General features: G+C 58.9%; 12 protein-coding genes. 5 read left to right on the forward strand and 7 right to left on the reverse strand.

The window, feature by feature from the left end; genetic code table 11:
• Positions 1 to 89: 89 nt before the first annotated feature.
• Positions 90 to 1,841, reverse strand: coding sequence for a DUF2075 domain-containing protein (locus LDO41_RS33090; protein WP_223995744.1), 1,752 nt, complete (start codon positions 1,839 to 1,841; stop codon positions 90 to 92).
• A 379-nt stretch (positions 1,842 to 2,220) separates the two neighbouring features.
• On the opposite strand from LDO41_RS33090, the gene LDO41_RS33095 reads away from it, so the two are divergent.
• Entirely contained in the window at positions 2,221 to 2,934 is a 714-nt protein-coding gene (locus tag LDO41_RS33095) for a hypothetical protein (RefSeq protein WP_223995745.1), read from the forward strand.
• A gap of 97 nt (positions 2,935 to 3,031) precedes the next feature.
• Here LDO41_RS33095 and LDO41_RS33100 read toward each other — a convergent pair whose 3' ends face one another.
• Together LDO41_RS33100 and LDO41_RS33105 are read right to left on the reverse strand one after the other, a co-directional pair.
• Positions 3,032 to 3,469, reverse strand: a complete 438-nt coding sequence (locus LDO41_RS33100) for a hypothetical protein (protein ID WP_223995746.1) — start codon at positions 3,467 to 3,469, stop codon at positions 3,032 to 3,034.
• A 285-nt stretch (positions 3,470 to 3,754) separates the two neighbouring features.
• A complete protein-coding gene (locus LDO41_RS33105) occupies positions 3,755 to 4,693 on the reverse strand; it encodes an HNH endonuclease (RefSeq protein WP_223995747.1) in 939 nt (312 codons plus the stop codon).
• A gap of 238 nt (positions 4,694 to 4,931) precedes the next feature.
• Between LDO41_RS33105 and LDO41_RS33110 the strand changes: the two genes are divergently transcribed.
• Complete coding sequence (locus LDO41_RS33110; protein WP_223995748.1) at positions 4,932 to 5,096, forward strand: hypothetical protein; 165 nt, start codon at positions 4,932 to 4,934, stop codon at positions 5,094 to 5,096.
• Between the two features lie 89 nt (positions 5,097 to 5,185).
• A complete protein-coding gene (locus LDO41_RS33115) occupies positions 5,186 to 7,420 on the forward strand; it encodes a phosphocholine-specific phospholipase C (protein WP_223995749.1) in 2,235 nt (744 codons plus the stop codon).
• Between the two features lie 240 nt (positions 7,421 to 7,660).
• On the opposite strand, the gene LDO41_RS33120 is transcribed toward LDO41_RS33115, so the two are convergent.
• On the reverse strand, positions 7,661 to 8,380 hold the full coding sequence (locus LDO41_RS33120) for an HAD family hydrolase (protein ID WP_223995750.1): 720 nt from the start codon (positions 8,378 to 8,380) through the stop codon (positions 7,661 to 7,663).
• 166 nt (positions 8,381 to 8,546) lie between these two features.
• Between LDO41_RS33120 and LDO41_RS33125 the strand changes: the two genes are divergently transcribed.
• A complete protein-coding gene (locus LDO41_RS33125; protein WP_223995751.1) occupies positions 8,547 to 9,500 on the forward strand; it encodes a VirK/YbjX family protein in 954 nt (317 codons plus the stop codon).
• A 129-nt stretch (positions 9,501 to 9,629) separates the two neighbouring features.
• Positions 9,630 to 10,613: an endo alpha-1,4 polygalactosaminidase gene (locus LDO41_RS33130; protein ID WP_223995752.1), complete on the forward strand. Its 984-nt coding sequence runs from the start codon at positions 9,630 to 9,632 to the stop codon at positions 10,611 to 10,613.
• Here LDO41_RS33130 and LDO41_RS33135 read toward each other — a convergent pair.
• The 3 genes from LDO41_RS33135 to LDO41_RS33145 all read right to left on the reverse strand — a co-directional run bounded on the left by LDO41_RS33135 (position 10,610) and on the right by LDO41_RS33145 (position 12,152).
• Positions 10,610 to 11,125, reverse strand: a complete 516-nt coding sequence (locus LDO41_RS33135) for a M48 family metallopeptidase (RefSeq protein ID WP_223995795.1) — start codon at positions 11,123 to 11,125, stop codon at positions 10,610 to 10,612. The genes LDO41_RS33130 and LDO41_RS33135 overlap by 4 nt on opposite strands.
• Positions 11,126 to 11,186: 61 nt before the next feature.
• On the reverse strand, positions 11,187 to 11,408 hold the full coding sequence (locus tag LDO41_RS33140) for a hypothetical protein (protein ID WP_223995753.1): 222 nt from the start codon (positions 11,406 to 11,408) through the stop codon (positions 11,187 to 11,189).
• Positions 11,409 to 11,627: 219 nt separating this feature from the next.
• Positions 11,628 to 12,152, reverse strand: a complete 525-nt coding sequence (locus LDO41_RS33145) for a tetratricopeptide repeat protein (RefSeq protein WP_223995754.1) — start codon at positions 12,150 to 12,152, stop codon at positions 11,628 to 11,630.
• Positions 12,153 to 12,225 lie beyond the last annotated feature (73 nt).

Consider the following 12,225-nt stretch of genomic DNA (forward strand, 5'->3'; position numbering starts at 1 on the left):
TGGTTGATGTCATGCGCAACGCCAATCCTGCCTTCCGGTTCGCTCGGTCACGTTGCCGAAATCACCGGTCACGATCCCGAAACGGCCGGTCACGTTCGGCCGAAATACGCAGTATCGAAGGACTTCGTCTTGTCGCCCACCCACAGTCCGGTGGATGGATCGTTTCGGAGGTCCTCGCCAAAAATAACGCCGACGTAGTCGAACTCGAACCCTTGCGCTGTGTAGACGCAGCCCACCTGATTGATCCCCGTTGGGTGATAGGCCCAGAGGGAGGATTTGGGTATGCCCGCCGCGAGCCTTCCTGCGTCCGGTTTGGCATTCCACGGCCTCTGGAAAGTACCGAGGGTAACGTCATTCACTAGCGTTCCGTCGTTGTTTGGGGATGACCAAGGCCAACAAAAGCCAGCCACAAGCCGCCCGGTGTGGTCCTCGTCGACCCTAGCTTTGATTAGCGCCTCGAGATCCTCCGGCGAGGGGACAATGCGGAAATCGAAGCCATGCACCTCAGCTAGTTCAAATGGCTCGCTTGCCTCTTCTATGCCAAGTAGCGCGTTCGTCCAGCGGACAAATGCGTCAGAGCCATTGCAGCGGAACTGCGCTTCAAGTTCGAGCTCATGGATGACGCAGCCGTAGAGCTGTGCGTATTCCTTAATATAAGACGCGGCGCCAATCTCGCCAGGGCGGACCACCTGATGGTCGTCGATCATGAACACCGACACGCGCGCAGCGCGAATCAGTTCCTCAACCTGCTTCAGACCAGACTTCTTGTCTGCAGGCGTGAATCGATTGCTGCTGACGTCGCGGATGCGGTGCGCCTCATCGGTGACGAGCACATCGACAGAGTCTGGTTCCACTGCTACGTAACCGTTGGTGTACGTGAATAGATCTTGCCCTCGTGGGCCGATAACCTTGCGCAGGGTTTCGGTGAAGGCTTTGGACCCGGTCACATAGTGCGTTGAATAGTGCCTGGCAAGTAAGCTCCCCACCAGATTAATGGCAAGCACCGACTTGCCCGTACCGGGCCCGCCCTTGACGATGACTACATGCTTGCGTCGGTCGTGAACACCGCCCTTAGCCGCAGTCATGACGGCGTCGAACGCGACAAGCTGCTCGTCTAGAAGCGTGTACTCTGGCCTGTCCTTAATGACTGACGCCACGTGCTCCATGAGCTTCTTGCTCGCACGATAACGGTTCTCCTCAAGGCGGCTGAGTACTTCTAGGCCGTCCCCCTGGCCGACGTGTTTCGTAACAAACGCAACGAACGCATCAATGTCGTCAGCCGTGAATAGCGGGGCGTCTTCCCGCGCGTCAGCAAACTTGGGGGCCAATAATGGATCGTTCTGTTTAGCGAAGTAGTTATGAAGATAGGCGCATGCCTTGACCTTGATGGGGTTGGAGTCGACATGACATGCTTCATGATTGTCCCGAAGGAATTCGGCGTACCTACCGACTTGAACGGAAGGGTGAAGGACATCTCGGACACAGCCGCCCACAAAAGTCGCAACTTCGTGATCGCCAGCGGAGTCCTCGCACGTTTCCCATTGCTTGAGCTCGATTGCAATGGCGGTCGGGACGCCTTCGGACCCATACCCACTCAGAAGACAATCCACGCGTTTTGACGTCAATGGGAGTTGAAACTCCAGCATGACACCTTGATTCGTTAAGCTTGCCCTTGAAAAAACCATGGCCAAGGTTCGCAGCGAATTTCGCCAGGATTGAACCTCGGCTGGGCTCGGCGAGTAGCCAAATGCTTCACAGAATCCTTGACGGAGCTTCTCGGAGATCTGGTTGCGTTCGCAGTCTTCGATGAACGTCTTGCAGTGGTTTGCGTATAGCCGCATTTTCTTTTTGTGTGGTCGATGCTCTGGTGACGCCAAACGGGGATGGCGGTGGGCTCATTCAGACGGTCTCCGTCGTGGCTGCCCGTCGGGTATCTCACGCTGGCTGGAGTCACTCGTTTGCAGCGCACTCAACCTGTAGGCTGAGCGAGGGGGCGCAAGGGAGTTCGCTTGCAAATGGTGAATCGCTATTCTCGAAACTCTCGCACAATCCCGGCACCCCTCTCGGGGAGGGTGAAAGATTCGAGTTTGGCAGGTCGCTGTTAGGTTGGAGCCCATACCTCCTATTGAAGAGAGCTCTTTTTTCGATTGTCCGTCTCCAATCTCCACGCACAATGCCGATATCAAATTGCATCGCGACTGAGTAACCCAGTGAGGCACAATGGATATCGATACATTCGCGAAGTTGGCTATCCCGCTCTTTACCGCCGCAACGGCCGTCATTTTTCAGCTGCCGGGAATTCGAAAAGCTTGGGATGAGGTGAAGCATCTACGTAAGGACAGGCGAAAGAAGGAGGCAGAATTTGCGGCCAAGTTCTTCGAACATTGTGGTGATCCTCACGTAAAGCGATACGCGGAGCATCTTGGCTACGCCGCCTTGGTAGGTGATAACACCCTCAATCATGACGAGAGGCGCTTCTTGCTGTCGACAGTTGACCCTCAGCGAGCGATTGAGCTGTACTTGCGCGCATTCCCGTGGATTCGAATCGATCTGGACGAAGGACGGATAGGTTGGAAGCGGCGGCGCCACGAATCAGGCTTCTACCGCATCATCGCCAGCGTTGGGTACTTGCTTGCATATGTAGCGTGGGCGTTCTTTGCGGGCGCTCCTGTGATTTTTCGAGACGACTACGATCCTCAGCATAAGCTCGGCTTCGTGGTGATCACCATACTCGCAGCCTACTGTATGACCATCGGCTTGCCGCTCTCGCTTATTGGTCTGCGCCGGTTCTTCCATCTGCAAAGTGCAAGAGAGCTTGTGCAAGGTTGCGATTACCCGGCCCGCGCCCAGCCACAAGCACTCCACCCTCTGACCGATGAACAAATGTCGGACGACGCTCGCGCCCAGACTCTCGTTCGCTCCGCTAAGTGTTAGCTGATTTGCTCGGGTTTTATCGCAGCATGTTTGAGAACCGTTAGCGCCGCTCTGCGTCTGCACTGACATTCGCTGCGCCGTCGCGAATCCTCTCGCTTCAACCTTGCTTCGCCGCCGCGTGGTCGAGGATTAGCGCGAAGCGTTCGAAGGTGAACGCGACTTCGGCGAATCGCAAGGCTATAACGTAAAAGAGTCCCGCGATGGCTGCAGCAGTGCACCACCATAGATACGTCGTGCCGCCTTTATTAAAATTAGCCAAGGCAAATGCTGTTGTGCCTACTAGAGGGATAGCGCCGACCTTGTCGAACGCCCCGATGATGAACGCAAGCCTTCCACGCAGTTGGGATGCGACCTCCGACACGTATCGTTTGGCGAACGACAACTGGTCTTGCGTGTAAGTCCTCCGAATATGCAGAATGGCGGTATGCCAGCGAGCTAGATTTTTTCCCACCGCGGCAATTGTGTCCGCTTCGAGCGTTCTCCATTCGCGGATTGATCGAATCGCGGACGGCGCTCCGAGGATGACGGTCGACACCACTCCGCATACGAGGATTAAGAGCGCCCAGGGCGCCAGTTGGGGGGAGTAGCCTAGCGAAGTCAGCACGGTCGCTAGCCAGCCTGCTATGAGTGTGATGACACTGAGCCGGTGGAAGAGCCCGGCTCTCTTTGTGGATTCGAGTGACTCGGCTTGAGCTTCGATCACTACGCGATGTAGCTCGGCGAGGAGGCCATCGATGGGGGGCGACCCTTGATCGGATATGTGGTCGCGAAGGTGAGGCGCGGCAAGAGACGTGTGCGCGTTTAACATGGGACCTCTGTTCTACGACTGTTCGAAGCCGTGGCGATCGCGATGCAGCGCCATGTACCTTCGATTCTCAGCCGTGATGTGCCGTAGCTTTGTGTACTTATCCAGCGCGAGCAGTTCGCAGTCTCCCTGTTTAAGCGTTGGACTAATCAGCAGTTGGCCGTCATCGTCGAACGAAATCAGTCCTCGATCAAATAATCGATCGATGTGAGGCGCGAGCAGCAGCCCATTGTCCGGATCGATCCGCTGGTCGTTGTCGCTTAACGTCCAAGCATGGATATGCGAAGCGATGAGAAGGTCAGTGTTTGATAGGCCCGTAAGGGAGCATTTGCGATTCCACCTACGGAGTAGATCCGCCCGGAAGGGGCCTTGGCCGATGCGGGCCCTAACTATCGTCTCTTTAGTTGTCTTACTCAGCTTTCTTTTGGCGACAACTCGATCCACAAAATCCGCTTCGAACTGCTTCATAAGATCGGCGAGCTCAAGCAAGTACACCCCTGCTTCCTTTGGCAGCATAGACATATAGATCTGCGTGATAGTGGCGTCGCGCGTGAAGATACTGGGTTTGCACTGCTGATCGTAGAGGGATACGAACCCAGCGGCTATGTCATCTCGGTGTATTGGAGTCTCCAGCTTATGGAGTTCCACGTCGACGCGGTTGCCGGTCTTTTCCCATTCAGAAAAGGATCGCGTTGCAGGGCGTTCTTTCGAATACGCGTTGTGGGTCGCTTGTGCGATGTGACTGATTACTTGGTCATGGCAACAGAAGATGATATCGCCAGATCTCACTGTTGCGACGTTATCCCAATGTTCCAGACGCCTCGGCTTGCCGGATTTTGTCCTGGACTCTTTTGGCGCCCAGAGGAAGCTGCCCTTCAGTACCTCCTTGATCGTCTTTCCGACATTGACCCAATAAAAGGCTATCGCTCCGTCGCGTTCCAGCTCTTGTCCCATACCCGTTGTCCTTAGCTTGTTCTTATTTGGCCCAGATTGCCGTTCAACAGCGAGCCGAACTCGGAAAACTCCGATCTTAGCCTAAGACAAATCCCACCCTTTGTGACTCCCCTCTGTCACATTGATGTAGCCCTTCAATCACGCCCCTGTCACAACCCCTCCCTAAACTCCACCCCGCCTTACATGTCCCTCCCATAAAACATCCCAACACGATTGACCTGATCAATCGCCCGACACCATGTTTGTCCGTCTCTCTCTCAAGACATTGCTCGCCTCACTGTTCGTGACGGCGGTGCTCGCCGCCTGTGGCGGTGATGACAGCGCGCCGACCGCTCCGGCGGCGCCTAACCAGCCCAATCAGCCTGCCCAGCCGGCAGCCACCAAGAGCTGCGCGCCCGACTGATCGGAAAACAGGCCGGGTCGCGCCCGAGATCGCGTACCCATCCCTGCGCTGCACCCCATCCCCGCAATCCCTCGCACGAAAGACGAGCAATGAATTCACGTCGCAATTTTCTGAAGACGGCAGCTGGTGGCGGTATCGCCGCGGCTACGCTGGCTGCGTTCCCGCCGGCCATTCGCAAGGCGCTGGCCATTCCCGCTAACAACGCCACGGGCACCATCAAGGATGTCGAGCACGTCGTTATCCTGATGCAGGAGAATCGTTCGTTCGATCAATACTTCGGCACGCTGCCAGGCGTCCGGGGCTTTGGCGATCGGATGACGATTCCGATGGTCAATGGTCGCAAGGTGTGGCAGCAGGCGCGCGCCAACGGCACGCTGATTACGCCGTATCACCTCGACAGCACGGCCAATAACGCGCAGCGCGTTGCCGGCACGCCGCACTCGTGGGCCGATAGCCAGAATGCGTGGGACTCCGGTCGGATGAGCAACTGGGCGCAGTTCAAGAACGACGCCTCCATGGGGTACTTCAAGGAGAAGGAAGTCCCGTTCCATTTCGCGCTCGCCAATGCGTTCACGCTGTGCGACTCGTATCACTGCTCGATGCACACGGGCACCGACGCGAACCGTACGTTCCATCTGACTGGCACCAACGGCCCGACCGCGCAGAACGTTTCGTATGTGGTCAACGAATGGGACGCCATCGATGGTCTGCCTGCTTCGGCCAATACGGGCTACACGTGGAAGACTTACGCCGAGCGTCTGGAAGAAGCCGGTGTGAACTGGATCTGCTACCAGAACATGCCGGACGAGTGGGGCGACAACATGCTCGGCGCGTTCCAGCAATTCCGTAAGGCCAATCTGGCTTCCGGTTTCCCGGTTTCGAGCGGCGGTTCGCCGAACACGCCTTACGCCAACACGGGCCAGGCGCTGCCGTACAAGGCGTACAACGCGGCTACCGACAATCCGGGCAATCCGCTGTACAAGGGCGTTGCCAATACGCTGCCGGGCACTACGCCGGACACGTACCTCGACGCGTTCAAGGCCGATATCGCGGCGGGCAAGCTGCCGCAGGTGAGCTGGATCAGCGCGCCGTCGATCTACTGCGAGCATCCGGGGCCGTCGAGCCCGGTGCAGGGTGGCTGGTTTATCCAGCAGATCCTCGAAGCGCTGACGGCGAACCCTGAGGTCTGGAGCAAGACCGTGCTGCTCGTCAATTACGACGAGAACGACGGCTACTTCGATCACGTGCCGTCGCCGTCGCCAGCGTCGCGCAATCCTGATGGCTCGCTTGCAGGCAAGTCGACGCTGTCCGACGACGACATGAAGTACGAGTACTACAACTTCGAACCGCCGGTTGGCAGCACGAATCAGCCGAAGCGCGATGGCAAGGTGTTTGGGCCGGGTCCGCGTGTGCCGATGTTCGTGATTTCGCCTTGGAGCCGTGGTGGTTGGGTGAACTCGCAGGTGTTCGATCACACGTCGGTGCTGCGTTTCCTCGAGGCTCGCTTTGGTGTGAAGGAGCCGAACATCAGCCCGTTCCGTCGCACGGTTTGCGGCGATCTGACGAGCGCGTTCAACTTCGCGACACCGAATGCCGAGGCGCTCACGGGGCTGGGTGGCAGTATCAACCGTTCTACGGCTGACACGCTACGGAATGCGCAGGCTGCATTGCCGGCCGTGCCGGTGCCGGTAGAGGTGCGGCTGCCGGTGCAGCCCACCGGTACGCGTCCTTCGCGGGCGTTGCCGTATGAGCTGCACACGACCGCGCATGCCAGCGCCCTGGGGACGGTCGAGCTGGTGTTTGCCAACTCGGGCAAGCAGGGTGCCGTGTTCCACGTCTACGATCGTCTGAACCTCTCGCGTTTGCCGCGTCGTTATGTGGTGGAAGCGGGCAAGACGTTGGCGGATACGTGGAATGCGCGTGCTGACAACCTTGGGATGTATGACCTGTGGGTGTTGGGGCCGAATGGTTACCACCGTCACTTCAAGGGCGATCTGAACCGCCTCGTGGGCAACGTCGCGCCTGAGGTTCGGGTTTGCTACGACACGAATGGTGATGTGTATGTCGACCTGAAGAACGCTGGTAAGGCGGGTTGCACTTATACGGTTACGCCGTTGGCGTATCGCAGCGAAGGTCCGGTGCAGGTGGCTGTGGCGGCTGGGGCGGTGGTGACGCGCCAGTGGTCGCTGGCGGACAGCGGGCACTGGTATGACTTTGGTGTGACGTGCGATAGCGACCCGGCGTTTTATCGTCGTTTTGCTGGCCGTGTTGAGAATGGTCAGCACACGGTGAGTGATCCGGCGATGGGGATTGTGCAGGGTTGATTGAGGCGGGGGTGGGCCCTCACCCCCGGCCCCTCTCCCCGAGGGAGAGGGGAGAAAACACTAGAGTGAGATCGATACCCCTCTCCCCCGGCCCCTCTCCCCAAGGGGAGAGGGGAGAAAACAGTAGGTAGGTTGATCTCACCCTCTCCCCCGGCCCCTCTCCCTCTAGGGAGAGGGGAGCAGACCGTTTGTGTGCTGGCCCTCAACGCATACGAGTAATCGTTGGCAGCTCGCTTGGCCTTAACCCAGCTCCAACGCTCGGCACAATGCCGTCAGATCGGACACGATCAGGTGCGGTGCTGGCGTGTTGCGTTCCCATTTCGCTGGTGTTGCGGTAGCGCCTGCTTCCGCGCGCACGACCCATGCGGCGTGCATGCCTGCGCTTATTGCTCCCACTACATCTAAATCGGCATCGTCGCCGACGTGCAGGATTCGCTCGGGCGCTACGCCTACCGCTTCCGCGGCTGCATGGAAGATTGCCGCTTCGGGTTTGCCGCTGCCGAAGGTCTGCGCGCTGAATGCCGCTTTGAAATACTCATGACCGCCCGTCACCTGCAGGTTGGCATTGCCATTGGAAATCGCCACCAGCGGATAACGTTCGCTCAGCCATTGCAACGCCGGTAACGCGTCCTCGTAGAACGCCACGCGTTGGCGTGCGGCGAAGAATACGTCGTACGCGGCTTCGGCCAGGGCGATGTCTTCTTCGGCGTGTTCGAGTGCCCAGCGGATCGAGCCGAGGCGCAATGCGCGCATATCGTGCCCAAGATCTGGTCGCTCTTCCTGAAACCTGATGCGCAGCTCGCGCAGGGTTTGCGGCGTGGTCAGCGTGCGGGAGGTGCCCGGCGCGTTCGTCAGCAACCAGTCGTGGAGCGCCTGCTCGGCACCTAGCACTGCGGGCAGAAATGGCCACAGCGTGTCGTCGAGGTCGAGGGAAATGGCGGCGATGTGTTTCAGAGGCATGCGGTGACGATACTGAGTCGGCGCCGAGGGCAGGCACCGTTGCAGGAAGCGGAAAAGCATCGACAGTGTAAACGTTTAAGGATTGCCCGATGGATTGCCTCTGGCGTGCTCCCTAGAGTGGAAGCATTTTTTCCAGAGGGCGGCCATCAGCAGTGCCGTTACATCAATGTTCGGCAAGCTTCCGCTGTTGTTTCTGATCGCTTCGGCGTCTTTCGTGGCCACTTCGGCCTTTAGCAAGGATTACTGGAAGTATCTGCTGCGTGCGATGGCGTCGTATCGCCTGTCATGCGCGTGGGCGCGTTTCGTTGTTGGGGACGCGCGCATGCGCGAGATTGCCCGGCATGAACCGTCGCTGATGTTTCGGTTGCAGCGCCCGTATCTGCGGGCCGGGCTGACCAAGACGCAGAAGCTTCGTTGTCTGACCGAGCACTATCGATGGCTGCTCGACGCGTGGCCGCAGACCTTGCTGACCGCGTTGTTGCATAAGGGGCGTGTCACGCTGGCGCGGATTCAGTGCGAGTCCGATTACCGCTATCGCATCGATTTGATGCCGGCGGGTCGCTATGGCAAAGAGGGCGAGCTCACAATGGCGTTGATGATCGACGACGAGCCGCTGATGCTCGCCGCGTTTGCGGTGCATCGCCTCGGACTTGGCCAGGCCCTGAATATCGGATGCCTGCAGGGCATTCGGCATGACGAGGCGCGTGCACTGCAGAGGCAGGCTACGCGCGATATGCATGGGTTGCGGCCGAAGCAGGCATTGCTTGTCGCGCTGTATGCGTTTGCTGAGCACCACGACATTCGCCAGATTCTCGGTGTGCCCAATGATGCGCATATCTATCAGGGCAACGCGCGCACGTGCGACCGGGTCCGCGCGGACTTCGATGACTTCTGGATCGAGATGGGGGCGTTTCGGGAAGGCTTTCACTTCCATCTGCCACCGACCCTGCCGCGCAAGCCGATCGAGGCCGTGCCTTCCCATAAGCGCGCGCAATATCGGCGCCGTTACGCGCTCGAGCAGTCGATGCAGGTGTCGATTCAGGAAAGCCTCGCGGCCGCGGCGATGGGCGTCGAGTGGACGCATGCTGTTGGATTATTGCCTCACCGCGCAGCCGCTTAAGTTCGCTGCCGCACCTTCCGTAAGACTCCCAATACATAATCGATCCCCAAATACCGGCGACCCATCCCGCGATCCCTGCGGACGACAGGATGGGCATTCACTATTCGGGGTTGTTATCGAAGGGGCGTTATGTTTGGCAAATTGGCAGGCCAGGCCTTGGTGTGCCTGGCGGGCGCGTGCGTCAGCACTGCGCTGACCGCCTGTGGCGGTGGCGGGGATGATTCCGGCGGCTCGACGGTGCGCGTCAGCGATACGTCAGGGGCGAATTCGGGTGCGACCTCCGGTGCCTCGAATGGCAGCGGAAATACCGGCAACACCGGTAACGGGACCAATTCCGGTAACGCCGGCAATACCGGCAACTCGGGTAACACCGGAAACCAGCCGACCACCTCGCGCTGGGCACCGCAGCTTGGCGATACGTGGCAACTGCAATTGCAGGGCACGGTCAATATCGCCTACAACGCGGCTGTGTACGACGTGGATATGTATGACACCCCGCAGGCCACGATCAACGCGATGAAGTCGCAGGGCAAGCGCGTGGTCTGTTATTTCTCGGCAGGCAGCAGCGAGAACTGGCGGGCGGACTTCAGCCAGTTTCAGCCGAGCGATATGGGCAACGGTCTTTCGGGTTGGCCCGGCGAGCGCTGGCTCGATACGCGTTCCGCCAATGTGCGCGCGATCATGGCCGCGCGGATGGACATGGCCAAGGCCAAGGGGTGCGATGGCATCGATACTGACAACGTTGATGGCTACACCAACAACACTGGCCTGCCGCTGACTGCGGCCACGCAACTCGACTACAACCGCTATCTGGCCGCGCAGGCGCATGCGCGCGGCATGGCCATCGGGCTCAAGAACGACGTGGATCAGGTGGCGCAACTGGCGTCGGACTTCGACTTTGCGGTCAACGAGCAGTGCTTTCAGTACAACGAGTGCGGCGTCTACTCGGCGTTCACGACGCAGGGCAAGCCTGTGTTCCAGGTGGAGTACGACACCAAGTACAAGGTCGATGCCACGCGTGCACCGTTGTGTTCGTCGGCCCGCGCGCAGAACCTGCGCACGCTGGTGCTGCCGCTGAGCCTCAACGACGCTTATCGCTACAGCTGCGATTAAGCCGTCGTATCTGAGCCCTTGCTCTGCGTGCTCTCGAGTTCGCGCCATGCCAGATACAGGCGGGTGTCGAACTCGAGCTGATGGTAGTGCGGCTCCATATGTTCGCAGAGCCGGTAGAACGCCTTGTTGTGATCGCTCTCTTTCAGGTGAGCGAGTTCATGCACGACGATCATGCGCAGGAACTCCGGCGGCGCGTCCTTGAATAGCGACGCTACGCGAATCTCCTTCTTGGCCTTGAGCTTGCCACCCTGCACACGCGAGATCGCGGTATGCAGGCCGAGCGCATGCTGCGCGGTATCGAGCCGCGCGTCGTACCCCACCTTGTGCAGCGGCGGCGCGCTGCGCAGGAATTCCTGCTTGAGCTCGGTGGTGTAGTCGTAGAGCGCACGATCCGTCTGTACGGTGTGCCGCTGCGGATAGCGCCGCGCGATATGCGCACCGAGCTTGTCGGCAGCCACCATCGCGCGAACCTGGTCGAGCACGTCCGCCGGATATCCCCCGAGAAAACGCATCGGATCTTTCGCGGTGGCGCGCCAGGGTTCAGTTACACCCGCGGTCACGGTCGGCTGCTGCTTAGTGGTGGTGATGGTGGTGGTGCATCCAGCTGTTGTCGAACGAGTTCACGAACGACTCCACAGCGTCCTTGTCACCGGTGGCATGACGCATCAGCTCGCCACACTTGCAGATGCCCTGATAGGGCGTGATATGCGAGCAGGCGGAGGTCTTTTGCAGATACAGCGTGACGGGCTTCGTGCACTTCTTGCACTTGAACTTAAGGGTCAGGGCGGGCTTCATTGAGTGTGTCGTGTGATGCAGATCAAAAATTCAACGGATCGTATTGTAATGGGGGCGGGCGATCGTTGACGCAAGGGCGCTAGGTCACCTAGGCTCTCTGAGCGATGCATTGGGCATCTTTCATGTGGAGGGACATTGATGTGCTTTGATCTGCGACCTCCGGGCTGGTGATCGGCCCGCGAGCCGCTGCACCACAGCGGCTCGGCATATGACCTGCCTTCACGATCCAACGAGTCGGGCGAACTTGCGCATATCTGCCCTCCGTAGGGATGCCAGATCGGGGTCCTTCAGTGCTGTAGCACAGATGCTAGGCAACTTCTCCAGCGACCTTTCCAGAAAACGAAAGCCATCGGCAATGTTCCCATTCGCCGCGTGATAGCAGCCTAGGTTGTAAAGGATATAGGGGTCCTGCTCATTGAGTTCGAGCGCCTTCATCAGATGAATGATTGCCAGCTCGATCTTGCCCTGCCGCTTTGCACACCAGCCAAGCGTGAGATAAATCCGGGATTTCGCCAAATGGCGTATCGGAGCATTGTCCGTCGAGTCATATTTCCCCTGTGGACCGCCGAGCGACGCTAGCACTTGCTCGCTCACACTATCGACGAGCGTTAGTGCTGTCTCCAGATGCTCGACTGCACCGTTCATCAGTGCGGCCATATCGCCGATGAGAGTGGCCTTCTCGATTTCAAGCTTCGCCAGCGCTTCGTTCCGCCTGATCGTTATGCAATGGGTTGACCAGAGCATCTCGCGACATCGGCGGTGTGAACAGGAGACGATTCTCAAAATGCGCTCTGCGGCTCGCCTGCTACACTTCGGC

It is taken from the genome of Cupriavidus pampae (assembly GCF_914271485.1).
Classification (GTDB): domain Bacteria; phylum Pseudomonadota; class Gammaproteobacteria; order Burkholderiales; family Burkholderiaceae; genus Cupriavidus; species Cupriavidus pampae.

Coding starts and splice junctions, on each gene's coding strand:
- LDO41_RS33090 (WP_223995744.1), bottom strand. CDS start 1,841: ATGCGGCTATACGCAAACCACTGCAAGACGTTCATCGAAGACTGCGAA.
- LDO41_RS33095 (WP_223995745.1), top strand. CDS start 2,221: ATGGATATCGATACATTCGCGAAGTTGGCTATCCCGCTCTTTACCGCC.
- LDO41_RS33105 (WP_223995747.1), bottom strand. CDS start 4,693: ATGGGACAAGAGCTGGAACGCGACGGAGCGATAGCCTTTTATTGGGTC.
- LDO41_RS33110 (WP_223995748.1), top strand. CDS start 4,932: ATGTTTGTCCGTCTCTCTCTCAAGACATTGCTCGCCTCACTGTTCGTG.
- LDO41_RS33115 (WP_223995749.1), top strand. CDS start 5,186: ATGAATTCACGTCGCAATTTTCTGAAGACGGCAGCTGGTGGCGGTATC.
- LDO41_RS33120 (WP_223995750.1), bottom strand. CDS start 8,380: ATGCCTCTGAAACACATCGCCGCCATTTCCCTCGACCTCGACGACACG.
- LDO41_RS33125 (WP_223995751.1), top strand. CDS start 8,547: ATGTTCGGCAAGCTTCCGCTGTTGTTTCTGATCGCTTCGGCGTCTTTC.
- LDO41_RS33130 (WP_223995752.1), top strand. CDS start 9,630: ATGTTTGGCAAATTGGCAGGCCAGGCCTTGGTGTGCCTGGCGGGCGCG.
- LDO41_RS33135 (WP_223995795.1), bottom strand. CDS start 11,125: ATGCGTTTTCTCGGGGGATATCCGGCGGACGTGCTCGACCAGGTTCGC.
- LDO41_RS33140 (WP_223995753.1), bottom strand. CDS start 11,408: ATGAAGCCCGCCCTGACCCTTAAGTTCAAGTGCAAGAAGTGCACGAAG.
- LDO41_RS33145 (WP_223995754.1), bottom strand. CDS start 12,152: ATGCTCTGGTCAACCCATTGCATAACGATCAGGCGGAACGAAGCGCTG.